Here is a 25,060-nt window from a genome sequence, read left to right as displayed (position 1 = left end):
CGTCCCCCAGAGGGCGGTACTGAACGAGGAGGGAACGCCGGCCGTACCAACCGACGTGACGGCACCCTGCTCCTACCGCCTCGACCTCGGCGTCTACGCCCTCGGCGCGCTCCCCGGCCCCGAGGCCGCGGTGCTGCGCGCCCACCTGGCCGGCTGCCCGGACTGCCGCGCCGAGCTGGAGGGGTTCCGGCGCGTCACCGCCCTGGTCCGGACAGCACGAAGCGCCGGTCCCCGTCCGAGGACCGGCGCTCCGACCAGGCTCATCGGCGCCTGCGCCGCAAGAGGACCAGCGCCGTGAGCGCCACCACCGCCACGGCGCCCGCCACCACCACGCGCTGGTCGAGCTGACCGGGGCCGCCGTCCCCGTCCGGCACCGTCACCATCGACCGGACCGTCCGCACGACCTGGTCGGCCTCCTCTTTCAGCCGTTCCTTGCCGCGGTCGACCACGTTGCGGGGGTTGACCCGGTCGGCGAGTTCGTCGATCGTGCGCGCCAGCTCCTGGCGAGTGCGCTCGATCTCCCGCTCCAGCGCCTCCGGATCACGGGACCTGTCAGCCATTCGAACTTCCTTGTCGCTCAGCGCCGCATGATCCGCACCAGTGTGGCAGGTCTCGGCGGCGAACGCCCGCGCCACCCCAGCCGGTACGGTGGACACCGACCACCGGAACGAAAGGCGGAACTGGTGTCCGAGCGACTGGAGCCCGGCGACATCGCCCCGGAATTCGAGCTTCCCGACGCCGACGGCAACCCCGTCTCCCTGGCGTCCCTGCGCGGCAAACGGGTGATCCTCTACTTCTACCCGGCGGCGCTGACGCCCGGCTGCACCAAGGAGTCGGTCGACTTCCAGAGCAGCCTGCCCGACCTGGAACCGCACGGCGTCACGGTGGTCGGCGTCTCCCCTGACAAGCCCGAGAAGCTGGCCAGGTTCCGTGACAAGGAGGGCTTGACCTTCCCGCTGCTGTCCGACCCCGACGCCAAGATCCTCCAGGCGTACGGCGCCTACGGCGAGAAGAAGCTGTACGGCAAGGTCGTGGTGGGCGTCATCCGCTCGACGTTCATCATCGACGCCGAGGGCAGGGTCGAGAAGGCGTACTACAACGTGAAGGCCACCGGCCACGTCGAGCGCCTCCGCCGCGACCTGTCCCTGTGACCTGACGGCCCTCTGGCCGGAACCGGCCCGCCCCGACCCCGGGGCGGGCCGTTTCGCGTCGTGCGGCCGGGACCTTCAGCGGAAGGAGCGGCGGTAGGCGGCCGGGGTGGTGCGCAGGGCGGTGTGGAAGCGGCGGCGGAGGTTGACCGCCGAGGAGAGGCCGACGCGGGTGGCGATGGTCTCCACGGGCAGGTCGGTCTCCTCCAGCAGGGCGCGGGTGGCGGCCAGGCGGCGTTCCAGCAGCCAGCGGGCGGGTGGGACGCCGAGCTGCTCGGTGAACTGGCGGGTCAGGGTGCGGCGGGAGACGCCCGAGTAGGCGGCCATGTCCTCCACGGTGATCGGGTCGGCCAGGCGCGACAGCAGCCATTCGAGCAGGGGAGCCAGGGAGTCCGGCATCGGGCCGGTGGTGGGGAGCGGAGGGTACTGGCGCTGGCAGCCCTCGCGGTGCGGACCGGCGGCGAGCTGGCGGCCGACGCGCATGGCGTGGGCCGCGCCGTGCTCCTGGAGGACCTGGTGGAGGCAGAGGTCGAGGGTGGCGGCCGAGGCCCCGGCGGTGGCGACGTCGCCGTGGTCGACGTAGATGACGGTGTCGTCGGGGATGACGCGGGGGTGGCGGGCGGCGAGCTCGCCGGAGAGCTCCCAGTGGACGGAGGCGCGGCGGCCGTCCAGCAGGCCCAGGGCGGCGGGGATGAAGATCCCGGCGCAGACGGCGACGATGCGGGCGCCCCGGGCGTGGGCCCGGGACACCGCGCGGAGCACGGCGGGCGAGGGGGCGAGGGTCCAGCCCGCGACGAGCACGGTGTCGGCGTCGTCGAGGGCTTCCAGGCCGCTGTCCACCCGGACGGGGGCGCCGAGGGTGGTGGGCAGGGAACCGGGGCGTTCGGCGCACAGGCCGAAGCTGTAGTGCTGGGGGATGTCGGGGCCGTGGTAGCCGAAGACGGCCGAGGCGGAGGTGACCGGGTAGAACTCCTGGTTCTCGGCGACCAGGGCGACCACGCGATGCGGGGCGGAAGGCGCGGGGGGCACCGGCGGGCAGTCCACGGGCATGACCCAAATGTACTCAATGATGTCTTTTGGGACACCGGCGCTCTGATCTGGAAAAACCCAGAATCGGAGCCCATGTGGACGAGGAGCTTCACCCTCTACTTCGGGGCCCGCACGATCTCGCTGCTCGGCGACGCGATGATGCCCGTCGCCTCGGCGCTGGCGATCGGCAGAGTCTACGGGATCGCGGGCGTCGGCTACGTGCTGGCGCTCTGGACCACGTCGGCCGTGCTGGTCATGGTGTTCGGCGGGGTCGTCGCCGACCGGATCGGCGCCCGGCGCCTGATGATCGGCGCGGACGCGGTCCGGGTCGTCACCCAGGGGGTCGTGGCCGTCGCGTTCCTGGACGGCACCCCGCCGTACGCCCTGCTGCTGGCGATGGCGTGCCTGTCGGGGGTGGCCGCCGGGGTGTTCGAACCGTGCGTCAACGGCATGGTCCCCCTGGTCGCCCGGGATCCGCAGCGGGCCAACGCGACGCTGAAGATCGCCGAGGCGGTCACCCAGCTCACCGGCCCCGCCCTGGCCGGGGTCCTCATCGTCGCCGCCGGACCGGTCGTCGTCTACACGTTGGACGCCGCGACGTTCCTGGTCAGCGGGGTGTGCCTGCTGCTGGTCCGGGTCGCCGTCCCCCGGCCGGAGCCCTCCGACACGCTGAGCGACCTGCGCCGGGGCTGGCAGGAGTTCAGGGCCCGGAGCTGGATGTGGTCGGTCATCCTGGTCTGGGTGTTCTGGGGCGTCCTCGTGATCGGGCCGTCCGTGCCGCTGTCGTCGCAGGTCATCGGGGCCGACTACGGCTGGGTGATGGCGGCGCTCGGCCTCGGCACCGTGCTCGGCGGGCTGGTGGCGATCAGGGTCAGGCCGCGCAGGCCGCTGGCGGCCGGGGCGGTGGCGCTGAGCGGGTACGTGGCGGTGCCGCTGACGGTCGCGCTCGGCCTGCCGCTGCCGCCGCTGATGGCCGGGCACCTGCTCGGGGGCTGCGCGCTGGCGTTCTGGTCGGTGATGTGGTCGACCAGCGTGCAGACGCAGATCCCGCCGGACGTGGTGAACCGGGTCAACGCCTACCAGGTGGCCGGTTCGGTCGCGGGCATGGCGGTCGGGCAGGCACTGGCCGGCCCGGCCACCACGCTGGTCGAACCACGCACCTTCATGCTGGGCTCGGCCCTGGTGACGGCCGGCGTGGCGACGGCCCTCCTACTGATCAAACCGGTCCGGCGACTGGACCGCGACCCAGCCCCGGAAACCCCCGGAACGGAGCTCCCCCCGACCGGGCCGGTTGGTGTGGTGCGGACGGGGGGAGTCGAACCCCCACGGTGTTTCCACCAATAGGACCTAAACCTATCGCGTATGCCGATTTCGCCACGTCCGCGCGTCTCGTCCAGGTTCTCTGGATATCGGAGACCGAGATCAGCTTAGCGTCCCCGTCCGGGTCGGCGGGATCGGCTTTCCCCGTGGCAAGGGGGTTGTGGGCCGTGTCGCCACTATGTGAAAACCGGTCTCGCCCGGGGGCTCTACAGGGCGGGGGCGGCGGCTTACGCTGGATGGGTCCGCTCGAAGAGGGGGGCGGAGCGCAGGGCACCGGTAACTGACGCAGGTGGGGCCACGGTGAACGACGCGTTCACTCATCGCGTGCTGTCGTACAGGGGAATGGACGAGTTCCTGGGTGCGGCCGTGCCGTTTCTGTCCGGTGGCGTGGCCGAGGGGGACCATGTGGTCGCCGTGGCCAAGCTCGCGAACCGGACGCTGCTCCAGGAGGCGCTCGGGGACGCGGCCGAGAAGGTCGAGTTCGTGGACGCCGTGGAGTGGTACGACCATCCCGCGCGGCGGCTGGCCGACTGCCTGACCGACGCCGAGCGGGCGCAGCGGGAGGGCCGGCGGCTGCGGGTCCTGGGCGATCCCGGCGAGTGGGCCCGGCGGGACCCCGCCGAGGTGGTGGAGTGGCAGCGGATCGAGGCGCTGTCGAACGTGGCGTTGCGGGGCACCGGCGCGTTCGTGCTGTGCCCGTACGCGCGGTCGCTGCCCAGCGGGGTCGTCGCGGCGGGACGCAGGACGCATCCGGAGACCGTCGCCGGGGCGGCGAACCCGTCGTATGTCGATCCGTGGGAGTTCAGCCGGCGGTGTGACAGCGGGCCGTTGCCGGAGCCTCCGGAGGACGCCGAGGTCATGCCGATCGAGACGCCCGACCTGTACTGGCTGCGGATGTACGTCGGCTACCACGCGAAGGCGTGGGGGATGCCCGAGGACGACGTGCAGCGCCTGCTGGTGGCGGTCACCGAGGTCATGACCAACGCCGTGCGGCACGGCAAGCCGCCGTACGAGCTGCGGATGTGGGTGGACGGCGGTGACGTGGTCACCGAGGTCACCGACGGCGGGAGGTGGGCGGACGGGGCGTCGTTCGGGCTGCTGCCGCCACGTCCGGCGGGGCGGTTCGGGTTGTGGGCGGTCCGGTTGCTGTGCTCGGCGTTGCAGATCCGTACGGGTGACGACGGTTCGACCGTGCGGCTGCGGCTCCGGCTGCCCGCGGTGCCCGCCGTTCCGGTGAACACAGGGTGAGGGACTCCATGCGTTGGGCTTCCAATTCATCGCGCGCGGCGTACTCTGGTCGGACCCGCACCCACGTTGATGGGCACGACATGGAACCCACCTGGTTCGACAAGCGGCCGGTCGGCGAGGTCCGCCCCGGAGACCACGCCTGGCTGGCCTATGGCACTCCCGAGGAGCGCGACCGTGTGATCGGGGCGTTCGTGGCGGACGCGTTGCGCACCGAGGAGAAGGTCGTCTACGTCACCGACGCGCCGCCGGAACGGCTGCCCGGTCTGACCGGTCCCCGCACCAGGCTGGACCTGTGCACCTACACCGCGTCGGGGCAGTTGCGCGTGATCCCGCGTTCGCGGGCGTGCCTGGACGGCGGTGGCCGGTTCGATCCCCAGCGGATGCTGGAGACGCTGAACACCGAGGTCGAACGGGCCTTCGACGAGGGGTTCCGCGCGGTGCGGCTGACCACCGACCACAGCTGGCTGATGCGCGAGCCCGGACGGCCGGACCTGCACCGGGTGCTGGGATGTGAGCACCAGGTGGGCGACGCGGTCTCGCCGAGCACCATGGCGATGGCGATCTGCCAGGTGGACCGCAGGCTGTGCCCGCCCGACCAGCTGGCGGCCCTGCGCGACACGCACGAGGTCCTGGTGGAAGTGAACCCCGAGTTCGACGACGGCATCCTGCGCATCACCCGCACCTTCGAGCCGCACGGCCTGCGGATCGAGGGCGAGCTGGACGCGGCGCGGCACTCGGTGTTCGCCCAGCAGCTGTCGCTGGTGGCCCACGGGCGGCGCCGCGTCCACCTGGACTTCTCCCGGCTGGGCTTCATCGACCTCGGCACGCTGAACCTTCTGGCCGAGCACGCCACCGGGCTGGACGAGCGGGACGCGCTGGTGCTGGACAACCTCCCGCCGGATGTGGAGAACGTGATCGAGATGGTGGGCTGGCACCGTCTGCCCGGACTGGCGCGCGGCCGGAGCGGCGCGGCGGACGGCCCCTTCCCCGGACCGGAGGGCGTGGCCTGATGGCGTTGAGACGACACGGCCTGGAGCACAGGGCGTTCCTGTACAGCGGTGTCGAGAACTTCCTGAGCACCACGGTGCCGTTCCTGATCAAGGGGTTGGAGGCCGACGACGCCGTGGTCGCGGTGGTGCGCAGGCCGAACCTCGACGCGTTGCGCGACGTGCTGGGCTCCGACGGCGACGTCGGCTTCTACGACTCCGCCGAGTTCTACGACCATCCGGTGCGGACGTTGAAGCGTTACCTGGAGCTGGTCGACAGCATGCGGCCCCGGCGGGTGGTGGCGCTGGCCGAGCCGGTGTGGCACTGGACCGACCAGCGGCAGACGCTGGAGTGGGCGCGCTACGAGTCGTTGATCAACGAGGTGTTCGCGGATTCGGGGGCGCGGGCGTTGTGCCCCTATGACCGCAACGGGCTGTCGTCGGCGGTGCTCGACTTCGCGCGCCACACCCATCCGGTGCTGTTCGACGGGCGGATCGACCACGAGAACGACCGGTACATGGATCCGCAGGTGTTCGGCGCGGGCTGCGACGTGGGACGCCGGTTCGAGGTGCGTCCGGACACGGCGGAGTACATGGCGTTCCACGACGAGGACCTGCATCCGCTGCGGGTGTTCGTGGGCAAGCACGCCGAGGCGCACGGGCTGGACCGGCAGCAGGCGCAGAACCTGGTGACCGCCGCGAACGAGGTCGCCGCCAACGCGTTGCAGCACGGTGTCCCGCCGATGGGGGTGTGGGTGTGGCGGGACGGCGACGAGCTGGTCTGCGAGGTGGGCGACAACGGGTTCTGGCAGCCGAGTCCGCTGATCGGGTTCATCCCGCCCGAGTCGGCGCGGGAGCGCGGGTTCGGGTTGTGGACGGTCCGGTTGCTGGTGGACCTGATGGAGCTGCGGGCCGGTTGGGACGGAACGTTCGTGCGCCTGCACGTGTCCCGCTGATCCCGTGATGACGGGGGCCGGGCACGCCGTGGGCCGTCCGGGCGGATGAGGCCGTGATGGACGACCTGCTGGAGTCGCTGTGGTCAGTGGAGCGGCCGGTGAGCGAGCTGCGCCCCGGCGATCACGCGTGGCTGTGCTACGAGACGCCTGAGGAGCAGTCCCTGGTCACGGTTCCGTTCGTGGACGAGGGGCTGGCACTCGGGCATCGGGTGATCTGCCTGGCCGAGCGGGTCGGCGGGCCCGTTCCGGGGCTGGGGTGGCCGCCGGCCGGGGGCCCGGCGCCGAGGGTGGTCGCGCTGGCGGACCTGCCGGGTCCGGTGGGACCGGCGGTGGCGCTGGAGGCCCTCGCCAAGGAGATCATGCTGGCGGAGGAGCAGGGCTGCCCGGTGGTGCGGGTGACGGCCGACATGACGTGGGCGTTGCGCGCGCCGGGCGGGCTGGAGGAGCTGCTGGCGTGTGAACGGCAGCTGGAGGGCGAGGTCGGGCCGAGCACGACGGTGATGGCGGTCTGCCAGTTCGACCGGCGGCGGTGCGGGGCCGAGGAGCTGCCGCGGCTGTTCGCCACGCACAGCGTGCGGGTGGTGCCGGATCCGGTGTTCGACGATCCGGTGCTGCGGATCGCGTGGACGTTCCGGCCGCGGGGGCTGGCGCTGGCGGGCGAGCTGGACGCGTCGCGGCACACGCGGCTGGACGAGGCGCTGTGCCGGGTGATGGAGGCCGGCCACGGCGACGTCCACCTGAACATGTCGGGTCTGCGGTTCATCGATCTGGGCGCGCTGAACCTGCTGGCCGAACGCGCGGCCGAGCGCCCGGCGGCGGTGTCGTCGCTGGTGCTGGACCGGATCCCGGCGCAGTTGTTCTCGGTGGTGGAGCGGGTGGGCTGGCACATGCTGCCGGGCCTGCGGCTGGGCCACCCGGCCTGACCGGCCGGGCCCGGTCAGTCGAGGGCGGCGACGAAGCGTTCGGCCTCGGCGCGGGTCATGCCGGTCTCGGCGCGCACGAGCGCGACGGCGGAGGCGTGGTCCTCGGCCGCCTTGAACGCCCGGACCCGTTCCGACAGGGGCGCGCCCGGCGCCCGGTGCTCCGGCGGCGCCTCCCCGGCCAGGACGTGCGGCGCGGACTCCTTCTGCTGCTGGAGGAGGGCGTCCACGTAGCGCTTGGCGTCCTTGAGGGGCAGGCCCGTGTCCTCGCGGACCGCCTTGACGGCGTGGATCATCTTGCCCTCCAGGGCGAAGACGAGGGCCCGGCGGCGGGTGTGCGGCGGGACGCGGGGTCCCAGGTCGGCGAGCCAGGCGGGCCACTCGCGGCGTGCCCGGTCGGCGTCCCTGCGCACCAGCAGGGAGTACAGCGCCATCAGCCCGCCGAGCACCGCGACGACGGCGCAGGCCGCGAGGATCGCCTCCATCCCGGGGGCCTACCGCTCCGGGGAGGAGTGGGCGGCCAGCGCCTGGGGGATCAGTTCGGCCAGGGCGCGGAACGCCCGGCCGCGGTGGCTGATGGCGTCCTTCTCCTCGGCGGTCAGCTCCGCGGTGGTGCGGGTCCCGCCGTCGGGCAGGAAGATCGGGTCGTAGCCGAAGCCGCCGGAGCCGCGCGGGGCCTCGATGATGCGGCCGTACATGCGGCCCTCCACCACGTGCTCGGGGCCGCCGGGCACCACCAGCGCGGCGGCGCAGACGAAGTGGGCGCCGCGGTGCTCGGCGGGGACGTCGGCGAGCTGGTCGAGGACGAGCTCCAGGTTGGCGCGGTCCTTGTCGCCGGAGGCGTCGCCGAAGCGGCCGGACCAGCGGGCCGACAGCACGCCGGGCATGGCGTTGAGGGCGTCCACGCACAGGCCCGAGTCGTCGGCGACGGCGGGCAGGCCGGTGTGGGCGGCGATGGCGCGGGCCTTCAGCAGGGCGTTGCCCTCGAACGTCAGCTCGGTCTCGGGGACGTCGGGGGCGCCCGGGTAGGCGTCCAGCCCGACGACCTCGATGGCGTCGAGGATCCGGCGCAGCTCGATGATCTTGCCGTTGTTGCGGGTCGCCAGGACGATCGTGCTCACCGCGCCAGGGCCTCCTTCTGGAGGCGGGTCAGCTCGGCGCAGCCCGCGGCGGCCAGGTCCAGCAGCGCGTCCAGCTCGGCGCGGTCGAACGGGGCGCCCTCGGCGGTGCCCTGCACCTCCACGAAGCGGCCGTCGCCGGTGCAGACCACGTTCATGTCGGTCTCGGCGACCGAGTCCTCCAGGTAGGCGAGGTCGAGGCGGGGCTCGCCCTCGACGACGCCGACGCTGACGGCGGCGATCGAGGTGGTGAGCGGGTCCCTCTTGATCAGCTTGCGGTCGCGCATCCAGGACACGGCGTCGGCGAGCGCGATGTAGGCGCCGGTGATCGCGGCGGTGCGGGTGCCGCCGTCGGCCTGGAGCACGTCGCAGTCGAGCTGGACGGTGTTCTCCCCGAGCGCCTTGAGGTCCACGCAGGCCCGCAGGGAGCGGCCGATCAGCCGGGAGATCTCGTGGGTGCGCCCGCCGATGCGGCCCTTGACGGCCTCGCGGTCGTTGCGGGTGTTGGTGGCGCGCGGCAGCATCGCGTACTCGGCGGTGATCCAGCCCAGGCCGCTGTCCCGACGCCAGCGCGGCACCGAGTCGGTCACGGACGCGGCGCACAGCACCCGCGTGCCGCCGAACTCGATCAGCACCGAGCCCTCGGCGTGGTCGAGCCAGCCCCGTTGGATGCGGACGGGCCGGAGCTGGTCGGGTGCGCGATCGTCAGGACGTGCCATGCCCCAAGCCTAGTGCCCCCGGCGGGCGGGCGCCGTCCACCGTCCGGTGGACCGGGAGGTCACAGGTCGTAGACCGCGCCGACGTGGGCCCGGTCGATGGGGCCGTCGTAGCCGCTGCCCTTGGCCTCGGTCAGGGAACGGTCCGCGTCGTTCCACGGCACCAGGTGGGTCAGCACCAGCCGGCCGACGTCGGCGCGGGCGGCGTGCTCGCCGGCCTCGCGGGCGGTCAGGTGCAGGTCGGGCGGGTTGCCCGGCCCCTCCAGGAACGACGCCTCGCACAGGAACAGGTCCGCGCCGCGGGCGACCTTCACCAGCTCGTCGGCGGGCCCGGTGTCGCCGGAGTAGGCCAGGACCCTGCCGTCGTGCTCGACGCGGAACGCGAACGCCTCCACCGGATGCGGCATCAGCGACGTGGTGACCCGGAACGGTCCCAGCTCGAACGTCCGCTCCAGCTCCCGGAAGTCGAACGTGTTCGTCATGCCCGGCTCGGGGTCCAGGTCGTAGGCGCGCGCCATCCGCGCGGCCGTGCCCGTCGGCCCGTACACCGGCAGCCTCGGCAGCGGCCCGGTCGGACAGTAGGTCCGCGCGACCCAGTACCCGCACAGGTCCAGGCAGTGGTCGGCGTGCAGGTGCGAGACGCACACCGCGTCGATCTCGTACAGCGACGCGTGCTGCTGCAACGTGCCGAGCGCGCCGTTGCCCAGGTCGATGACCAGGGAGTAGCCCTCGGCCTGGACCAGGTAGCTGGACGCGGGGCTGTCCGGCCCCGGATAGCTGCCGGAGCAGCCGATCACTGTGACCCGCACGCTCACTCCTCCTCTTCCGTCCCCCGAGGGCTCAGACGGTCAGCGCCGTGCCGCTCGACGGCGCGTCCGTGGTCTCCACCGCACCGATCTCCGGTCCCAGGAACCGGCGGCCGAGCGCGGCGAACACCTCGGGGTCCCCGGTCACGCGGAAGCGGCGCTCGGGCGGCGTGGAGTCCCCGGCCCGGGCCAGTCCCCGGTCGTGCAGCACTCGGTACACATCCTTGGCGGTCTCGTCGGCGCTTGAGACCAGTGTGACCCCGTCTCCGACGACATACGAGATGACGCCGGTCAGCAATGGGTAGTGCGTGCAGCCGAGGATGAGCGTGTCGCATCCGGCGGCCACGACGGGCTCCAGGTAACCGCGGGCGACCTCCATCACCTCGTCCCCACCGGTCACCCCCGCCTCCACGAACGGCACGAACCGCGGGCAGGCCACGCTGACCAGCTCGATGTGGGGGGCGGCGGCGAACGCGTCCTCGTAGGCGCGGCTGGTGACGGTGGCCTGGGTGGCGATGAGGCCGACCCTGCCGTTGGCGGTGGCGCGGGCGGCCCGCCGCGTCGCCGGGTTGATCACCTCGACGACGGGGACGTCATAGCGTTCGCGGGCGTCGCGCAGCATCGCCGAGCTGGCGCTGTTGCAGGCGATCACCAGCATCTTCACACCCTGGTCCACCAGCTCGTCCAGCATCTCCAGCGCGAACGCCCGCACCTCCGCGATCGGCCGCGGCCCGTAGGGCTGGCGCGCCGAGTCCCCCAGGTACACCACGGACTCGTGCGGGAGCTGGTCGATGATCGCGCGGGCCACGGTCAGTCCGCCGAAGCCGCTGTCGAAGATGCCGATGGGCGCGTCCGGAGACGTCGGGGTGGGATGTGGCATGGTCCCCAAGGCTAGGCGAGATCGACTGTCGACAAGACGTCATGCGCCCAACATCACACGCTCACACGCGTGAAACCCGCCACCGTCACGGGTTTCCCGGCGCCCTCCGGCGCGTCAGGCGCCGCCCCGGCCGAGCCGGGCGATCTGCCGGGACTGGGCGACCAGGCGGCCGGCGGAGTCCCACACCTCGACCTCCTCGTCGAACCAGCCGTCGGCGACCATGCGGCCCGAGCCGTGCAGGGCCAGCCAGCCGGGGGCCGGGAGGGCGCGCAGGTGCCAGGTGAGCTCGACGGTCGGGGACCAGCCGCGCGCCCCGGCGTTGAGGGCGACCGGCGGCATCGCGTCCACGGCCAGCGCCAGGGCGAACGGGTCGGGCGCGTAGCCGTCGCGCAGCCGGAACCAGCCGCGCAGCTCGGGGCGTCCGCTGGGCGCGCCGTCCAGCCAGCCCATCGTGGCCTTGTCGAAGCGCAGGTCGACGTGCTGGGCGAAGCCCCGGTCGCTCTGGCCGCCGGCGAAGTCCAGGCACTCCTCGACGGCCGGGAGCTCCGGGGCGGGCGGCGCGCCGAGGTAGGTCGGGGCGGCGCCCGGGTCCAGCGTCCCCAGGGTGATCAGCGCGTCCACCACCGGCCGGTCCCCCTGCACCAGGGACACCAGCGCGGTGGCGGCGGTCCGGCCGGCCTTGCGGACGTCCACGTGGATCTCGGCGCGGCCGGGCTGGGCGACGCGCAGGAAGTGCGTGGCGGTGGAGACCGGGTGGGCGTGCGGGCAGGCGTCCACGGCGGCGCGGGCGAGCACGGCCATCAGGTACCCGCCGTTGATCGCCTCGGCGAACCCGAAGTCGGGGTCCAGGTCGATCTCGTAGCGGCCCTCGCCCACCCGCGCGACGGCGGTCGCGTCCCCGAACCCGGCCATGCGGCACTCCCCACCCTTACTAGAATCCCGTTCGAGAATGAACTGTACCCGGATGCGCGAACCGCGCGCCGCGCCGGGTTCGGCGCGACGCGCGGCCTGGGCGCGGGAGAACGGGGATCAGGCCCAGAGCTGGCCTTCCAGGCGCTCCTCGGCCTCTTCCAGGGTGCCGTCGTAGGCGCCGGTGGACAGGTACTTCCAGCCCCCGTCGGCGACCACGAACGCGATGTCGGCGCGCTCCCCCGCCTTCACCGCCTTGGCCGCCATGCCCAGCGCGGCGTGCAGCGCCCCGCCGGTGGAGACGCCCGCGAAGATCCCCTCCTGTTCGAGGAGCTCGCGGGTGCGGCGCAGCGCGTCGTGCGAGCCGACCGAGAACCGGGTCGTCAGCACCGAGTCGTCGTACAGCTCCGGAACGAAGCCCTCGTCGATGTTGCGCAGGCCGTAGACCAGCTCGCCGTACCGGGGCTCGGCGGCCACGATCTTGATGCCGGGCCGCTGTTCCCGCAGGTAGCGGCCGACCCCCATCAACGTGCCCGTCGTGCCGAGGCCCGCGACGAAATGGGTGATCGTCGGCAGGTCCGCCAGCAGCTCGGGGCCGGTCGTCTCGTAGTGGGCGCGGGCGTTGGCCTCGTTGCCGTACTGGTAGAGCATCACCCAGTCGGGGTTCTCGGCCGCCAGCCTCTTGGCCACCCGCACCGCCTCGTTGGAGCCGCCCGCCGCCGGCGAGGAGATGATCTCCGCTCCCCACATCCGCAGGAGCTGGCGGCGTTCGGCCGAGGTGTTCTCCGGCATCACGCAGACCATCCGGTAGCCGCGCAGCTTGGCCGCCATGGCCATGGAGATGCCGGTGTTGCCCGAGGTGGGCTCCAGGATGGTGCTGCCGGCTGACAGCAGCCCGTCCTTCTCCGCCTGCTCGATCATGTACAGGGCGGGGCGGTCCTTCACGGACCCGGTCGGGTTGCGGTCCTCCAGCTTGGCCCACAGCCGCACCTCGGGGCTCGGCGACAGCCGGGGCAGGCCGACCAGGGGCGTGCGCCCCAGCGAGTCCAGCAGATTGTCGAAACGCATGGCACGGACGTCCGACGCTCAGCCGCCGGCGACGGCCGGGAGGATGGTGACGTTGTCACCGTCGGAGACCTGCGTCTCCAGGCCGCCGAGGAAGCGCACGTCCTCGTCGTTGAGGTACACGTTGACGAACCTGCGCAGGCCCTTGTCGTCGACCAGGCGGCCGCGCAGACCCGGGTGGCGCACGTCCAGGTCGGCGAACAGCTCGTCCAGGGTCGAGCCCTTGCCCTCGACCGACTTGGCGCCGTCGGTGAGGTTGCGCAGGATGGTGGGGATGCTGACCTTGATGGCCATGGCGGTTTTCTCCTAGAAGCTGGGTTCGTACGGCTCCCCGCCCACGCGGCACGGCAGGCGGGGCGTGGGGATCTCTCGGGCAGGGGGAAGTCGCGCGTCAGCGACAGTCGTAGACGACCTCGGCGCGCGTGTGCCCGAACAGGAAGCTCTGTACGGGAGAAAGCCGAACGGGGCGAGCACCGCGCACGGCGCGCGTCCAGCCCTCGTTCCTCGACATGACCATCAGTTTACCGACCCGGTCGTCAGTGGGAATCGACCACGGTGACCTCTTCCTCGGTCACCTCGCCGTCCACGATCCGGAACGAGCGGAACTCCGCCTTCTCGGGGTCCCGCGTGGACACCAGCACGTAGTGCGCGTTCGGCTCGGAGGCGTAGGAGATGTCGGTGCGCGAGGGGTAGGCCTCGGTGGCGGTGTGCGAGTGGTAGATCACCACCGGCTCCTCGTCGCGGTCGTCCATCTCCCGCCACACCTTCAGCTGCTCCAGCGAGTCGAAGCGGTAGAAGGTCGGGGAGCGTTCGGCGTTGGTCATCGCCACGTACCGGGTGGGGCGGTCCGAGCCGATCGGGCCGGCGATGATCCCGCAGGCCTCGTCGGGGTGGTCGGCGCGCGCATGCGCGACGATCTTGTCGACCAGGGCACGTTCGATCGTCAGCATGCCCGCAGGCTACCCGGCGCGACCCGCACCGCCCTCCGGGGGACGTTCGAATCGGGTCAGCGCCACCTGGGGGACGACCCCCAGACCCCCGGGCCCGACCCGAACATCCTCCTCCGTCGGAAGTTCGAATCGGGTCAGCAGCACCACCTGGGGGGCGACCCCCAGACCCCCGGGCCCGATCCAAACATCCTCCTTCGTCGGACGTTCGAATCGGGTCAGCGCAGTTTCAACCGCGTCCGGATGCGTGTCCCGGCGTCCACGCCGCGGAACCCGATGCCGCCGCCCGAGCCCTTCCCGGTGCGGATCTCCACGATGTGGCACAGCCGCCGCACCGCCCACATCGCCGCCTCGACCTGCTGGTGGGCGCGCGGCGGCAGGTGGCCCAGGAACCGGTCGGCCAGGTGCCCGGACGGGTCGGTGACGTCGCAGACCAGGTCGCCCTCCTCCGACCACACCCACACCGCGCCGTGCCCGCCGCCCTCCCGGATGATCAGGGTGGCGACCTCGTTGACGGCCAGCACGAACGGCAGGACGCGTTCGGGCGCCAGGTCCAGCCGCCGGGCCTCGGCCTCCAGGAACGTCCGCAGCGCCGGCAGCTCCCCGCTGGCGAACGCCCGGCGCGCGGCCGTCAGCGGCGGCGGGTCGAGCGGGACGGCGTTGCACTCGGCGTAGAAGTCGGCGGGGTCGGTGAAGCGGGGGCTGGGGCGCAGGCCGCCCTCGTCGAGGAGTTCGGGATGGGTGCGCAGCGCGCCCTCGACGATCCCGGCGGGCAGCGCGGCGTCGTAGAGGCACAGGAACGCCGAGGGGGTGCCCGCCATGATCTCGTTGAGCAGCGCCTCGTGCCGCAGCCACTCGCGGACCTCCAGCTCGCCGCGGCCCTCCCAGACCGGCTCGGCCAGTACCCGCAGCCGCCCGTGCGGCCACCAGTGCTCGCGGGCCCGCTCGTGGTAGGCCGACATGGTCTGCACCGGGCCGGTGAACCACGCGGCGGAGTCGTGGAACTCGATCGGCGCGGCGGACTCCGCGCCGAGCTGGCCGCGCACCAGGTCCGCGACGGCGGGCGAGGCGATCACCACGGTGGCGTCGCCGACCATCAGCCCGGCCCGCAGCCACCCGACGGCGACCTTGGTCAGCTCCTCTCCGGTCCGGTACACCAGCGCCTGGTGCGTCAGGACGTCGCGGCCCCGGCGCGCGTGGGCGGCCGGCGCGGCCCCGCCGCCCGTCTCGGGGTCGGTCATCGCCGCACCCCCTCCCGGTAGATGTCGGGCATCGAGTCCCAGCCGGAGATCCGCAGCATCAGGTCCAGGTAGTCGGGCACGCCGCGCAGGATGACCTGCCGGTGCACGCCGCCGGACCGGCCTGCGCCGATCAGCGTGCGCAGCCCCTCCATGTCGCAGAACTCCAGGCCGGACAGGTCCAGGCAGAAGTGCGAGGCGCGGGCGGCCATGCGTTCCAGCGCGTCGCCGACGGCCTGGACGGTGGACTCGTCGACCGCGCCGTCCAGCGCCAGGCCCGGCGGGGTGAACAGCGGTGTGATCCGCAGCACCCCGTCGTCGTACAGGTCGTCCACCCGCACCCGGCCGCCGTGGCAGAGCTCCAGTTCCTCCAGCTGCGCCCGGCTGAACCAGCGGCTGTCGTACTGGCACAGCGCCATCGCCTTGAGGCCGGGTGTCTGGAACGCCGCCTGGCAGCGCTGCTCGAAGTCGGCGAACCGGTCGGTGCCGGGCCAGCCGCGCAGGCTGAACGACGTCTCCCCGCTGATCCGCACCCCCGCGTAGCCCTGCACCAGCGCCACCTCGATCTCGGTGGCCAGCAGCGCCACGGTCTCGTCGGGGTCGAACCGGCCGGTCGCCATGAACGCGTCGACGATCGGCCGGATCGCCAGCCGCCCCTCGGCGACGGCGGCGTCCAGGTCCAGCCGTTCGGTGCCGGGCACCCACGCGCCCGCGATCCCGTCGCCGAGCCGCCGCAGCACGGCGCCGGCGTCGTCCTCGTCCGCCAGATAGATGATCTTGTGGTGGAGGGCCAGGCCGTCCCGGATGTAGGCGCCGAGGATGGCGTAGCGCTCGGGGTCGTTGTCGAACGTCAGGCACAGGTGGTCGCCGAACGTCACCTCGCTGACCGGCTTGGCCCCGCCCCGCGAGGTCGCGGGCCCGTGGGGGCGGCCGTCGGCGGCGGAGGTCACCGCGCCCCCTCCTCGATCTCCACCCCCGGCGTCCGGTGCAGGTCGGCCGCGCGCAGCCGCGCCAGGACCGCGCCGGACACGCCGCGCAGCAGCACCTGGCGCCGGATGCCGCCCTGGACCCCTTTGCCGACCACCAGCCGCAGACCCTCCTCGTCGGCCTCGTCCAGCGCGGACAGGTCCACGCAGACGAGCCCGGCGGTGCGGGGCAGCGAGTCCAGGGCGCGCTCCAGGGCGGTGTGGCCGTCGGGGGTGAGCGTCCCGGCCAGGCCCAGGCCGGGCGGGCCGAACAGCGGCACGACGCGGAACGTCCCGTCGTCGTGCAGCGGGTCGGGGCGGACCCGGTCCACGTGGTGGGCCTCCAGGCGGTCCAGGCGTTCGGCGTCGAACCAGCGGCGGTCGTACTGGCAGATCGCCATCGCGTTGACCCGCGAGGTGCGGAACACCTCGTCGATCTTGCGTTCGAACTCGGCGAAGCGTTCGGTGCCGGGCCAGCCGCGCAGGCTGAACGTCTCCTCGCCGGTGACCCGCACGCCCTTGTAGCCCTGCACCAGCGCCATCTCGATCTCGGTGGCGAACAGCCCGATGATCTCGTCGGGGTCGAACCGGCCGGTGGCCAGGTAGGCCTCCTCGGCGGTGCGCACCACGAACCGCCCGTCCTCCAGCGCCCGCACCAGGTCGGGGCCCAGGCCGGGCGCGGGGTCGAACCCCGCGTACCCGCCGGTCCCGGCCTCCCGGGCGCCCAGCCAGCCCAGCACGGTCTCCGGCGGGTCCTGGTCCGACAGGTAGATGATCTTGTGGTCGGCGGCCAGCCCGTCGCGGACGTAGGCGCGCAGCACGGCGAGGCGTTCGTCGTCGTTGTCGTAGGAGAGGCACAGGTGGTCGCCGAACTCCATCCGGCCGACCGGCCTGCCCTCGGCGGAAGCGGACATCGTGCCTCCCAGCGGCGCGCACGGCTACGCTTCCGCCAACGTACCAACGCGCTCCGCGACAGCGAGGGAACATCCCGCGATCGTCTGGCCTAACGCGGCCACCGGCCGCCGGCTACCAGATGGCCCGGACCATGCTCTCCTGGAGCATCGTCAGCCAGTCGTAGGCGGCGAACATCGCCATCCGCGGGTCGCGCGGGTCCAGTTGCTCCGCCTCGTCGTACCACTCCTCGCTGATGTCCAGGCGGGTGCCGAGGGCGAGGCGGACGTCGTTGAGCGCCCGCAGCCACGCCTGCGCCTGCGGCACGTCCAGCACGGCCTCCACGCCGTCGGCGGTCGCGCCCTCCAGCGCGCCCAGCACGATGTCGGCGGCCTCACGCTTGCCCTCGCGCAGGCCCATCTCGGTGTAGCGGCGGAACTCCCCCGACGCCTCCCCGTCGTCGCGGTAGGCGTCGGGGAACAGCCGCGCCAGCACCGGGTCGTCGGGCCTGCGGGCCTCGGCGGTGATCCCGAGCGAGGCCAGCTCGTCCCCGCCGTCCGGCGGGGCGCCCAGCAGCTCCTGGAGCTGCTCCATCAGCGCCCGGACGAGCGCGGCCTCCTCGGGTCCCAGCCGGACCCGGACGCCCTTGTCCACCTTCTCGACGGTGCTCATGCGCTCGCTCCGCTCGCGGGCCCGAAGACGCCCGGACGCGCCGTCTTCCCTCGTCGCTCCGGTCGCGAGCTCCCGCTTCGCTCGCTCCGCGTGTACGCAGTGCCCATACGGTTCAGTCGTCTCGCTTCACGGTCGCCCACAGCCCGTAGGAGTGGAGGATCTCCACGTCGCGCTCCATCTCCTCGCGGGTGCCGTTGGCGACCACCGCGCGGCCCTTGTGGTGCACGTCCAGCATGAGCTTCTCGGCCTTGGTCTTCGAGTATCCGAACACCGTCTGGAAGACGTAGGTCACGTAGGACATCAGATTGATCGGGTCGTTCCAGACGATCGCCAGCCACGGCCGGTCCGCGCTCTGGTCCTCCGCGATGTCCGGCCGCTCGAGTTCGACCGGTGCAGGTGCGGTCGCCATCGCGTGCCCTCCCCCTTTCGCGCCGGGTCGCTCCTCCCAACTGCCTCCGATGCTATTCGCCCGCTGCGTCCCCGAGTGTCACCGCATCGCCCGGGCATGTGGCGGCCTGCGCGTTCGGGACGCGCGGGAAGGTCGTAGGGTGCCCTTTGTGGACCTTGGGAACGACACCACCGCGCTGCTCACCGACCGCTACGAGCTGACCATGCTCCAGGCCGCGCTGCGCAGCGGCACGGCCGGGCGGCGCGCGGTGTTCGAGGTGTTCGCGCGGCGGCTGCCCAACGGGCGCCGCTACGGCGTGGTCGCCGGGACGGGGCGGCTGCTGGACGCGGTCGAGGCGTTCGGCTTCGACGCCGGCACGCTGGAGTTCCTCACCGGCAACGGCATCGTCGACGAGCCCACGGCGGAATGGCTGGAGAAGTATCGCTTCTCCGGGAACGTCTGGGGTTATCCGGAAGGCGAGTGCTACTTCCCGGACTCCCCGATCCTGACGGTCGAGGGGACGTTCGCCGAGGCCGTGCTGCTGGAGACGCTGGTCCTGTCGATCCTCAACCACGACTGCGCCATCGCCTCGGCCGCGTCCCGGATGGCGCGCGCCGCCGGGGACCGGCCGCTGATCGAGATGGGGTCGCGGCGCACCCACGAGCAGGCCGCCGTCGCCGCCGCCCGCGCCGCCTACGTCGCGGGGTTCACCACGACGTCGAACCTGGAGGCGGGCCGCCGCTACGGCGTCCCCACGGCGGGGACGAGCGCGCACGCGTTCACGCTGCTGCACGACAGCGAACGCCACGCGTTCCGGGCCCAGCTCGACTCCCTCGGCGAGAGCACCACGCTGCTCGTCGACACCTACGACGTGGAACGCGCCGTCCGCACCGCCGTGGAGCTGGCGGGCCCGGAGCTCGGCGCGGTCCGCATCGACAGCGGCGACCTGGCCGTGGTCGCCAAGCGGGTGCGCGACCAGCTGGACGAGCTCGGCGCGACGGGCACCCGGATCGTGGTCACCGGCGACCTGGACGAGTACGGCATCGCGGCGCTGGCCGCCACCCCCGTGGACGGCTACGGCGTGGGGACGTCCCTGGTCACCGGCTCGGGCGCGCCCACCGCGTCGCTGGTGTACAAGCTGGTCGCCCGCGCCGACGGACCCGAGCCCGACGCCCCCATGCGCCCGGTCGCCAAGCGGTCCACCGGCAAGCCCAGCCGGGGCGGCCGCAAGTCGGCGGTCCGCCGGTTCGACGGCCACGGCACCGCCTGCGCCGAGGTGGTCACCACCGGCGAGCCGCAGCCCGGCGTCCGCGACCGGATCCTCCAGATCCCGCTGGTCCGCGACGGCGAGGTCGTCGGCCGCGAGCCGCTGGCCGCCGCCCGCGAGCGGCACCGCGCCGTGGTCGACGAGCTGCCCCCGACCGCCCTCCAGTTGTCGCAGGGGGAACCGGCCCTGCCCACCGAGTTCGTCAACGGCGGTCCGCGCCGCTGACGCGAGTAGCGTCCCGGATGTCCGGGGAGATAACGGGGAACCGAGGCTAGGAGCGATCATGGGCAAGGCTCTGATCATCGTTGACGTGCAGAACGACTTCTGCGAGGGCGGCTCGCTCGCCGTCACGGGTGGGGCCGCGGTGGCCGGTGCCATCTCCGAGCACGTGATCGCGCACCGCTCCGCCTACGACCACATCGTGGCCACCCGCGACTTCCATCTGGACCCCGGCGACCACTTCGCCGCCGAGCCCGACTACGTGGACTCCTGGCCGCCGCACTGCGTGATCGGCACCCCCGGCGCCGACTTCCACCCCGACCTGCGGCTGGCCGAGATCGAGACGGTCTTCAGCAAGGGCCGCAACACCGCCGCCTACAGCGGTTTCGAGGGCGTGAACGACGACGACGTCCCGCTGGGCGACTGGCTGCGGAGCCACCATGTGGACGCGGTGGACATCGTCGGCATCGCCACCGACCACTGCGTGCGCGCCACCGCCGTGGACGCGGCCCGCGCGGGGTTGCGCACGACCGTCCTGCTGGACCTGACGGCGGGCGTGGCGCGGGAGACCACCGACGGCGCGTTGAAGGAGCTGGCGGAGGAGGGCGTCACGCTGACCGGCAGCCCGGTGGTGCGTTCCTGACATGACCGCCGGAGAACCGCCGCTGGTCGTCATCGTCATGGGCGTGTCGGGCAGCGGCAAGACCACCGTGGGACGGCTGCTCGCCGACCGCCTCGGCTGGGAGTACGCCGAGGCCGACGGCTTCCACTCCGAGGCCAACATCGCGAAGATGCGCGAGGGCACGCCCCTGACCGACGAGGACCGCCGCCCCTGGCTGAGCTCCATCGCGGCCTGGATCGACGCGCGGCTGGCCTCCGGCGAGCCCGGCGTGGTGACCTGCTCGGCCCTCAAGCGCTCCTACCGCGCCCTGCTCGCCGACGGCCGCCCCCGCGTCCGCCTGGTGTACCTGGCGGGCGACCGCGACCTGATCGCGGACCGCATGGCGGCGCGCGGGGACCACTTCTTCAAGCCCGCGATGCTGGACAGCCAGTTCCGCGACCTGGAGCCGCCCGCCCCCGACGAGAACGCCCTCCACGTCCCCGTCACCCTGACCCCCGAGGAGATCGTCCAGCAGGTGCGGGCGGCCCTCGGCCTCTAGACCGTGTTTCCAGGCCCTGGCCCACGGCGCTCGCCTGGGGGCTCGCGCCTCACCAGGTCTTGGCGAGCGCGACATCGCTGCGCGATCTGACCTGCGGGCCCTCGCCTCCGGCTTCGGGCCCGCCGGTCAGGTAACGCGCTCATGTGCGTGGCCGGGGTCCACTTTGGAACAGGCCCTACACCCTGGCGGGGCGGCGGGTGAGGGCGCGGTCGAGCAGCACGACCAGGGCGGTGGCCGCCGCCAGCCCGGCGCCGATCCAGGCGACCGCCGTGACGGCGGCCCCGGCGTCGAAGGCGATCCCGGCGAGCGCGGGCACCAGGCTGATGCCGAGCTGGAACGCCGAGACGGTCGTGGCCCCGGCCAGCGTCGGCGCCTGCGCCGCGATGCCGAACACCCGCGCGTAGATGGCCGGGTTCAGCACGAACCCGGCGACGCCGAGCAGCAGCACCAGCGGCACCACGGCCCAGGCGTGCCGGGCCAGGAGCCCCAGCAGCACCGAGCAGGCCCCGATCCCGACCGCCCCGGCCGCCAGCGCGTGGAAGGGCCACCGGTCGGAGATCCGGCCGCCGACCGACAACCCGGCGAACGCGCCGACGCCGAACAGCGCCAGCACCGCCGGGACCCACACGCCGGGCACGCCGGTGACGTCCGTCAGGAACGCCGCCAGGTAGTTGAACGAGACCATGTAGGCCGCGGTGCTCAGCAGGGTGACGCCGTACACGACCCACAGCTGCGGCCGCCCCATGACGCGCAGCTCGCGCCGCACGCTCGGCTCCGGGCCGCCCCCGGTCTCGGGCAGCGCGAGCCGGGTCGCGGCCGCCCCGGCGACGGTGAGGACGACCACGCCCCAGAAGCCGCCCTCCCAGCCCGTGAAGTAGCTGAGCAGCGCCCCCGCCGGTCCCCCGGCGACCATCGCGAGGCTGAGCCCGCTGACGACCACCCCCGAGGCCCGCCCGGCGCGGTCGGGCGCGACCAGCCCGACCGCGGTGACCGCCGCGACCGCCCAGAACCCCGCGTAGGCCAGCCCGCACAGGAACCGGCTGGCCAGCAGCACCGGGTAGCTGTCGGTGACCAGCCCGGCCGCCACGCACCCGGCGAACAGCAGCTGCGTCGCCACCAGCGTGGTGCGGCGCGGCAGCCGCAGCGTCAGCACGGCCGCCGGGGGCCCGCCGACCACGACCCCGACGGCGAACGCCGAGATCAGCGCCCCGGCCGACGCCAGCGAGATCCGCAGGTCACCGGCGACCGCGGGCAGCACGCCCGCCAGCAGGAACTCCGCGCTGCCCATCGCGAACAGGCTGAACGACAGCAGATAGACCCCGAACGGCAGCCGCCCGCGCGGGCTCGGAACCCGCGCCTCGTCCCCGGCCACCGTGTCGTGTTGCGTCTTCATGACCACCTCCGCGCAGGAGGGTCACATCCGGGGCGCGGCGGGGGGAACTTTCGTTGCCGGAACCGGGAAGGGCGGCGCTCAGGAACGCCCGTGTTCAGGAACGACGGGCTCAGGAACGCCCATGTTCAGGAACGACGGCGGGCCGCCCACTCGCGGATCTTGTCGATCCGCCGCCGGACCTCCTCCGCCGACGCCTGCGCCAGCTGCGGGCCGCCACAGGTGCGGCGCAGCTCGTTGTGGATCACGCCGTGCGGCTGGCCGGTCCGGTGGCTCCACGCGCCGACCAGGCCGTTCAGCTCCTTGCGCAGCGCGTGCAGGTCCTCGGCGGCGGTGCGGTCCTCGCGGGGGTCGCCGGTCTTGCGCCTGCGCTCGTTGGCGATCTGCTGGGCCTGGCGCTTGCGCAGCAACTGCGACACCTGCTCGGGCTCCAGCAGGCCCGGGATGCCGAGGAACTCCTCCTCCTCGACCGAGCCGGGCGCGGCCTGCATGCCGAACTCGCCGCCGTCGTACAGGACCCGGTCGAACGTCGCCGACGCCTCGACGGTCTCGAACGCGAACTCGTCGCCGCCCACCTCGTCGGGGGTGTCGCGCTCCCGGTTGGCCTCGGCGAGCAGCTCGTCGTCCAGGCCGTCCTCGCGGACCGGGCGGTCCAGGACGTGGTCGCGCTCGGTCTCCATCTCGGCGGCGTGGCCGAGCAGCGTCGGAACGGTCGGCAGGAACACCGACGCGGTCTCGCCGCGCCTGCGGGCACGCACGAAACGCCCGATCGCCTGGGCGAAGAACAGCGGCGTGCTGGTCGAGGTCGCGTACACGCCCACGCACAGCCGGGGGATGTCGACGCCCTCGGACACCATGCGGACCGCGACCATCCAGCGGTCCTCGGTCTGGCTGAACTGCTTGATCTTCTTGGACGCGGTCGGGTCGTCCGACAGCACGATCGTCGCGCCCTGACCGGTGATCGCGCGCAGCATCCTGGCGTAGGCGCGCGCCGTCTCGTGGTCGGTGGCGATCACCAGGCCGCCCGCGTCGGGGATGACGCGCCGCAGCTCGGTGAGGCGCTTGTCGGCGGCGCCCAGCACCTGCCGCATCCAGTCGCCCTTGGGGTCCAGCGCCGCGCGCCACGCCTGCGACATCTGGTCCTGGGTCAGCGGCTCGCCCAGCGTCGCGGTGATCTCGTCCCCGGCGCGGGTCCGCCACCGCATCTCCCCGGCGTACGCCAGGAAGATGACCGGCCGGACGACGCCGTCGGCCAGCGCCGGGCCGTACCCGTAGGTGTAGTCGGCGCTGCTGCGGCGGATCCCGTCCGGGCCCTCCTCGTACCGCACGAACGGGATCGGGTTGATGTCGGTGCGGAACGGGGTGCCCGACAGGCACAGCCGGCGCGTCGCGGGCTCGAACGCCTCCCGCACCGCGTCGCCCCACGACAGGCCGTCGCCCGCGTGGTGGACCTCGTCGAAGATCACCAGCGTCTTGCGGGACTCGGTGCGGTTGCGGTGCAGCGCGGGCCGGGCCGCCACGGTCGCGTAGGTGACGGCGATCCCGTGGAACTCCTTGCCGACCTTGCCCTGGGAGTTCTGGAACTCGGGGTCGATCCTGATGCCGACGCGGGACGCCGACTCGGCCCACTGCCGTTTGAGGTGCTCGGTCGGGCACACCACCGTCACCTGCTGCACGATGTGCCGGTCCAGCAGCTCGCGGGCCAGGCGCAGCGCGAAGGTCGTCTTACCGGCGCCGGGCGTCGCGACGGTGAGGAAGTCCCGGGGCCCCGGTGCGGTCCCGTCCTCGCCGAAGTACGCCTCCAGCGCCTGCTGCTGCCAGGCGCGCAGGGACGACGCGGTCCCCCAGGCGGCCTTCTGCGGGAAGGCGGGGGGCATGTCCGGTGCGGCGAAAGTGCTCACGGTCATCGAAGGCTACCGAGCCCCACCGACAGTTCGCGCCCCACGGGTCGCCGTCGCGTCCTTCCTCACATTCCTCCCGGACGCCCGGTACGCCGCCCACGCACCGCGGATCCGCCGCGCCTGGTCGGGGGTGAACTCGTGCATGCAGTCGTCCCATCCGTAGTCCATGAAGTTGTGCACCGGGTCGGGTCCCGGCTGCGAGCAGGTGTCGCGCGGCGGGCAGCCCTCCGCCGGAACGGCCTCGTAGGGGGTGTCGGCGATCCCGTCGCCGGGCTGCTCGCACCCGTTCTCGAACGTGTGGAACAGCCCCAGCCAGTGCCCGATCTCGTGGACCGCCGTGAAGCCGTGGTTGTAGTTGCGGTGGGGGCCGCCCGGCAGGGTGCGGTAGTCGACCACCACCCCGTCGTTCGCCGGCCGTCTCGCGTACCACTGCGGGAACGTGGAGAACCCCAGCATGTCGGTCCCCACGGCGGCGCTGTAGAGGTTGAGCGTACCGGGCCCGCCCGCGTGCAGGGCCCGCTTCATCGCCGACTCGTTCCGCAGCGGCCGGTGGAACCAGGCGGGCCGGTCGGTCACCCCGTAGCCCGTCAGATGGAACCGCACGCCGGTGTCCACCCCGCCCCTCTCCCCGCCGTAGGTGCCGTTCAGCGTGGCGATCTGCCGCTCGACGACCTCCCTCGGCACCCTGCCCTCGTCCCCGTCGGTGATGACGTGGAAGCGCACCGGGATCCGGATCGGCCCGCCGCGCCGCCGCGTGGCCTCCCAGGCGCGCTCGTCGTCGGTGCCGAGCCGCTCCCGCATCCTGGCCCGCAGGTCCGCCAGCATCGCCGTGACCTCCCGCCGGTCCAGGTCGGCGTGGTCCCGCCGGGGCCCGCCGCCCCGCGTCCGGGCGTTCGCGGCGGCGCCGTCCGGCGCGCAGTC

Annotated in this window: 29 protein-coding genes and 1 tRNA gene; 10 read left to right on the top strand and 20 right to left on the bottom strand. The window is 73.0% G+C overall.

Going from position 1 to position 25,060, the window contains the following annotated elements; genetic code table 11:
* Positions 1–55: 55 nt before the first annotated feature.
* Positions 56–298 (top strand): anti-sigma factor family protein, encoded by a 243-nt coding sequence (locus AKI01S_RS49205; protein WP_083999647.1) that lies wholly within the window; start codon positions 56–58, stop codon positions 296–298.
* Here the strand turns inward: AKI01S_RS49205 and AKI01S_RS15785 are convergent.
* Complete coding sequence (locus tag AKI01S_RS15785; protein WP_067817303.1) at positions 261–560, bottom strand: DUF3618 domain-containing protein; 300 nt, start codon at positions 558–560, stop codon at positions 261–263. The genes AKI01S_RS49205 and AKI01S_RS15785 overlap by 38 nt on opposite strands.
* Positions 561–683: 123 nt before the next feature.
* Here AKI01S_RS15785 and bcp point away from each other — a divergent pair, with 123 nt between their 5' ends.
* Complete coding sequence (bcp, locus tag AKI01S_RS15780; protein WP_067817302.1) at positions 684–1,151, top strand: thioredoxin-dependent thiol peroxidase; 468 nt, start codon at positions 684–686, stop codon at positions 1,149–1,151.
* Between the two features lie 75 nt (positions 1,152–1,226).
* Here the strand turns inward: bcp and AKI01S_RS15775 are convergent, their stop codons facing one another.
* Positions 1,227–2,198: a GlxA family transcriptional regulator gene (locus AKI01S_RS15775; RefSeq protein ID WP_174567385.1), complete on the bottom strand. Its 972-nt coding sequence runs from the start codon at positions 2,196–2,198 to the stop codon at positions 1,227–1,229.
* Between AKI01S_RS15775 and AKI01S_RS15770 the strand changes: the two genes are divergently transcribed.
* Positions 2,151–3,521 carry an MFS transporter gene (locus AKI01S_RS15770; protein ID WP_369688724.1) on the top strand — a complete coding sequence of 457 codons (1,371 nt, stop codon included), beginning with the start codon at positions 2,151–2,153 and terminating at the stop codon, positions 3,519–3,521. The genes AKI01S_RS15775 and AKI01S_RS15770 overlap by 48 nt on opposite strands.
* Here AKI01S_RS15770 and AKI01S_RS15765 read toward each other — a convergent pair.
* Positions 3,475–3,561: transfer RNA gene (locus AKI01S_RS15765), tRNA-Leu, on the bottom strand. The genes AKI01S_RS15770 and AKI01S_RS15765 overlap by 47 nt on opposite strands.
* A gap of 236 nt (positions 3,562–3,797) precedes the next feature.
* Between AKI01S_RS15765 and AKI01S_RS15760 the strand changes: the two genes are divergently transcribed.
* From AKI01S_RS15760 to AKI01S_RS15745, 4 genes are all read left to right on the top strand, one after another.
* Entirely contained in the window at positions 3,798–4,745 is a 948-nt protein-coding gene (locus AKI01S_RS15760; protein ID WP_067817299.1) for a sensor histidine kinase, read from the top strand.
* 80 nt (positions 4,746–4,825) lie between these two features.
* On the top strand, positions 4,826–5,755 hold the full coding sequence (locus AKI01S_RS15755) for an MEDS domain-containing protein (RefSeq protein WP_067817296.1): 930 nt from the start codon (positions 4,826–4,828) through the stop codon (positions 5,753–5,755).
* The gene (locus tag AKI01S_RS15750; RefSeq protein WP_067817293.1) at positions 5,755–6,687 is read left to right on the top strand and encodes a sensor histidine kinase; all 933 of its coding nucleotides are present in this window, start codon (positions 5,755–5,757) and stop codon (positions 6,685–6,687) included. Before AKI01S_RS15755 ends, AKI01S_RS15750 begins: the two co-directional genes overlap by 1 nt.
* Positions 6,688–6,743: 56 nt before the next feature.
* Entirely contained in the window at positions 6,744–7,610 is an 867-nt protein-coding gene (locus AKI01S_RS15745) for an MEDS domain-containing protein (protein WP_067817292.1), read from the top strand.
* A 14-nt stretch (positions 7,611–7,624) separates the two neighbouring features.
* Here AKI01S_RS15745 and AKI01S_RS15740 read toward each other — a convergent pair whose 3' ends face one another.
* The 14 genes from AKI01S_RS15740 to clpS form a co-directional block, all read right to left on the bottom strand.
* A complete protein-coding gene (locus AKI01S_RS15740) occupies positions 7,625–8,092 on the bottom strand; it encodes a hypothetical protein (RefSeq protein WP_067817290.1) in 468 nt (155 codons plus the stop codon).
* Between the two features lie 9 nt (positions 8,093–8,101).
* Positions 8,102–8,728 carry an RdgB/HAM1 family non-canonical purine NTP pyrophosphatase gene (gene rdgB, locus AKI01S_RS15735; protein WP_067817286.1) on the bottom strand — a complete coding sequence of 209 codons (627 nt, stop codon included), beginning with the start codon at positions 8,726–8,728 and terminating at the stop codon, positions 8,102–8,104.
* The gene (rph, locus tag AKI01S_RS15730; RefSeq protein ID WP_067817283.1) at positions 8,725–9,444 is read right to left on the bottom strand and encodes a ribonuclease PH; all 720 of its coding nucleotides are present in this window, start codon (positions 9,442–9,444) and stop codon (positions 8,725–8,727) included. The genes rdgB and rph overlap by 4 nt, the downstream gene beginning before the upstream one ends.
* 59 nt (positions 9,445–9,503) lie before the next feature.
* Positions 9,504–10,250 carry an MBL fold metallo-hydrolase gene (locus tag AKI01S_RS15725; RefSeq protein WP_067817420.1) on the bottom strand — a complete coding sequence of 249 codons (747 nt, stop codon included), beginning with the start codon at positions 10,248–10,250 and terminating at the stop codon, positions 9,504–9,506.
* Positions 10,251–10,281: 31 nt separating this feature from the next.
* The gene (gene murI, locus AKI01S_RS15720; RefSeq protein WP_067817279.1) at positions 10,282–11,127 is read right to left on the bottom strand and encodes a glutamate racemase; all 846 of its coding nucleotides are present in this window, start codon (positions 11,125–11,127) and stop codon (positions 10,282–10,284) included.
* A gap of 114 nt (positions 11,128–11,241) precedes the next feature.
* Positions 11,242–12,039 (bottom strand): thioesterase family protein, encoded by a 798-nt coding sequence (locus AKI01S_RS15715; RefSeq protein ID WP_067817277.1) that lies wholly within the window; start codon positions 12,037–12,039, stop codon positions 11,242–11,244.
* Between the two features lie 117 nt (positions 12,040–12,156).
* Positions 12,157–13,104: a PLP-dependent cysteine synthase family protein gene (locus AKI01S_RS15710; RefSeq protein WP_067817274.1), complete on the bottom strand. Its 948-nt coding sequence runs from the start codon at positions 13,102–13,104 to the stop codon at positions 12,157–12,159.
* Positions 13,105–13,122: 18 nt separating this feature from the next.
* Entirely contained in the window at positions 13,123–13,395 is a 273-nt protein-coding gene (locus tag AKI01S_RS15705) for a MoaD/ThiS family protein (protein WP_067817270.1), read from the bottom strand.
* A gap of 242 nt (positions 13,396–13,637) precedes the next feature.
* The gene (locus tag AKI01S_RS15700; RefSeq protein WP_067817267.1) at positions 13,638–14,051 is read right to left on the bottom strand and encodes a M67 family metallopeptidase; all 414 of its coding nucleotides are present in this window, start codon (positions 14,049–14,051) and stop codon (positions 13,638–13,640) included.
* Between the two features lie 215 nt (positions 14,052–14,266).
* Entirely contained in the window at positions 14,267–15,289 is a 1,023-nt protein-coding gene (locus AKI01S_RS15695) for a sensor histidine kinase (protein WP_067817264.1), read from the bottom strand.
* Positions 15,286–16,236 carry an MEDS domain-containing protein gene (locus tag AKI01S_RS51705; protein ID WP_067817261.1) on the bottom strand — a complete coding sequence of 317 codons (951 nt, stop codon included), beginning with the start codon at positions 16,234–16,236 and terminating at the stop codon, positions 15,286–15,288. The genes AKI01S_RS15695 and AKI01S_RS51705 overlap by 4 nt, the downstream gene beginning before the upstream one ends.
* Positions 16,233–17,165 (bottom strand): MEDS domain-containing protein, encoded by a 933-nt coding sequence (locus tag AKI01S_RS15685; RefSeq protein ID WP_067817258.1) that lies wholly within the window; start codon positions 17,163–17,165, stop codon positions 16,233–16,235. Before AKI01S_RS15685 ends, AKI01S_RS51705 begins: the two co-directional genes overlap by 4 nt.
* A 112-nt stretch (positions 17,166–17,277) precedes the next feature.
* A complete protein-coding gene (locus AKI01S_RS15680; protein WP_067817255.1) occupies positions 17,278–17,814 on the bottom strand; it encodes a DUF2017 domain-containing protein in 537 nt (178 codons plus the stop codon).
* Between the two features lie 112 nt (positions 17,815–17,926).
* Positions 17,927–18,223 (bottom strand): ATP-dependent Clp protease adapter ClpS, encoded by a 297-nt coding sequence (gene clpS / locus AKI01S_RS15675; protein WP_067817252.1) that lies wholly within the window; start codon positions 18,221–18,223, stop codon positions 17,927–17,929.
* Between the two features lie 148 nt (positions 18,224–18,371).
* On the opposite strand from clpS, the gene AKI01S_RS15670 reads away from it, so the two are divergent.
* The 3 genes from AKI01S_RS15670 to AKI01S_RS15660 are packed head-to-tail and all read left to right on the top strand — an operon-like array spanning position 18,372 to position 20,848.
* Positions 18,372–19,694, top strand: coding sequence for a nicotinate phosphoribosyltransferase (locus tag AKI01S_RS15670; RefSeq protein ID WP_281186078.1), 1,323 nt, complete (start codon positions 18,372–18,374; stop codon positions 19,692–19,694).
* 58 nt (positions 19,695–19,752) lie between these two features.
* Positions 19,753–20,331: an isochorismatase family protein gene (locus tag AKI01S_RS15665; protein ID WP_067817249.1), complete on the top strand. Its 579-nt coding sequence runs from the start codon at positions 19,753–19,755 to the stop codon at positions 20,329–20,331.
* A 1-nt stretch (position 20,332) separates the two neighbouring features.
* Complete coding sequence (locus AKI01S_RS15660; RefSeq protein WP_067817246.1) at positions 20,333–20,848, top strand: gluconokinase; 516 nt, start codon at positions 20,333–20,335, stop codon at positions 20,846–20,848.
* A 175-nt stretch (positions 20,849–21,023) separates the two neighbouring features.
* Here the strand turns inward: AKI01S_RS15660 and AKI01S_RS15655 are convergent, their stop codons facing one another.
* From AKI01S_RS15655 to AKI01S_RS15645, 3 genes are all read right to left on the bottom strand, one after another.
* Positions 21,024–22,241, bottom strand: coding sequence for an MFS transporter (locus AKI01S_RS15655; protein ID WP_067817244.1), 1,218 nt, complete (start codon positions 22,239–22,241; stop codon positions 21,024–21,026).
* Between the two features lie 125 nt (positions 22,242–22,366).
* A complete protein-coding gene (locus AKI01S_RS15650; RefSeq protein ID WP_067817241.1) occupies positions 22,367–24,115 on the bottom strand; it encodes a DEAD/DEAH box helicase in 1,749 nt (582 codons plus the stop codon).
* A gap of 36 nt (positions 24,116–24,151) precedes the next feature.
* Positions 24,152–25,060, bottom strand: a 909-nt coding sequence (locus AKI01S_RS15645) for a zinc metalloprotease (RefSeq protein ID WP_067817238.1), incomplete at its 5' end; no start/stop codon positions are given.

Source organism: Actinomadura kijaniata NBRC 14229, assembly GCF_001552175.1.
GTDB lineage: Bacteria > Actinomycetota > Actinomycetes > Streptosporangiales > Streptosporangiaceae > Spirillospora > Spirillospora kijaniata.
This window is presented reverse-complemented; position numbering and strand designations above follow the sequence as displayed.

Excerpts from the sequence above, each read along its gene's own strand:
- AKI01S_RS15680 (WP_067817255.1), bottom strand. The coding sequence starts at position 17,814 with ATGAGCACCGTCGAGAAGGTGGACAAGGGCGTCCGGGTCCGGCTGGGA.
- AKI01S_RS15705 (WP_067817270.1), bottom strand. The coding sequence starts at position 13,395 with ATGGCCATCAAGGTCAGCATCCCCACCATCCTGCGCAACCTCACCGAC.
- AKI01S_RS15655 (WP_067817244.1), bottom strand. The coding sequence starts at position 22,241 with ATGAAGACGCAACACGACACGGTGGCCGGGGACGAGGCGCGGGTTCCG.
- murI (WP_067817279.1), bottom strand. The coding sequence starts at position 11,127 with ATGCCACATCCCACCCCGACGTCTCCGGACGCGCCCATCGGCATCTTC.
- AKI01S_RS15745 (WP_067817292.1), top strand. The coding sequence starts at position 6,744 with ATGGACGACCTGCTGGAGTCGCTGTGGTCAGTGGAGCGGCCGGTGAGC.
- AKI01S_RS15695 (WP_067817264.1), bottom strand. The coding sequence starts at position 15,289 with ATGACCGACCCCGAGACGGGCGGCGGGGCCGCGCCGGCCGCCCACGCG.
- AKI01S_RS15755 (WP_067817296.1), top strand. The coding sequence starts at position 4,826 with ATGGAACCCACCTGGTTCGACAAGCGGCCGGTCGGCGAGGTCCGCCCC.
- AKI01S_RS15665 (WP_067817249.1), top strand. The coding sequence starts at position 19,753 with ATGGGCAAGGCTCTGATCATCGTTGACGTGCAGAACGACTTCTGCGAG.
- AKI01S_RS15660 (WP_067817246.1), top strand. The coding sequence starts at position 20,333 with ATGACCGCCGGAGAACCGCCGCTGGTCGTCATCGTCATGGGCGTGTCG.
- rph (WP_067817283.1), bottom strand. The coding sequence starts at position 9,444 with ATGGCACGTCCTGACGATCGCGCACCCGACCAGCTCCGGCCCGTCCGC.
- AKI01S_RS15740 (WP_067817290.1), bottom strand. The coding sequence starts at position 8,092 with ATGGAGGCGATCCTCGCGGCCTGCGCCGTCGTCGCGGTGCTCGGCGGG.
- AKI01S_RS15700 (WP_067817267.1), bottom strand. The coding sequence starts at position 14,051 with ATGCTGACGATCGAACGTGCCCTGGTCGACAAGATCGTCGCGCATGCG.
- clpS (WP_067817252.1), bottom strand. The coding sequence starts at position 18,223 with ATGGCGACCGCACCTGCACCGGTCGAACTCGAGCGGCCGGACATCGCG.
- AKI01S_RS15685 (WP_067817258.1), bottom strand. The coding sequence starts at position 17,165 with ATGTCCGCTTCCGCCGAGGGCAGGCCGGTCGGCCGGATGGAGTTCGGC.
- AKI01S_RS15715 (WP_067817277.1), bottom strand. The coding sequence starts at position 12,039 with ATGGCCGGGTTCGGGGACGCGACCGCCGTCGCGCGGGTGGGCGAGGGC.
- AKI01S_RS15650 (WP_067817241.1), bottom strand. The coding sequence starts at position 24,115 with ATGCCCCCCGCCTTCCCGCAGAAGGCCGCCTGGGGGACCGCGTCGTCC.
- AKI01S_RS15710 (WP_067817274.1), bottom strand. The coding sequence starts at position 13,104 with ATGCGTTTCGACAATCTGCTGGACTCGCTGGGGCGCACGCCCCTGGTC.
- AKI01S_RS15750 (WP_067817293.1), top strand. The coding sequence starts at position 5,755 with ATGGCGTTGAGACGACACGGCCTGGAGCACAGGGCGTTCCTGTACAGC.
- AKI01S_RS15775 (WP_174567385.1), bottom strand. The coding sequence starts at position 2,198 with ATGCCCGTGGACTGCCCGCCGGTGCCCCCCGCGCCTTCCGCCCCGCAT.
- AKI01S_RS15770 (WP_369688724.1), top strand. The coding sequence starts at position 2,151 with ATGCGGGGCGGAAGGCGCGGGGGGCACCGGCGGGCAGTCCACGGGCAT.
- AKI01S_RS15785 (WP_067817303.1), bottom strand. The coding sequence starts at position 560 with ATGGCTGACAGGTCCCGTGATCCGGAGGCGCTGGAGCGGGAGATCGAG.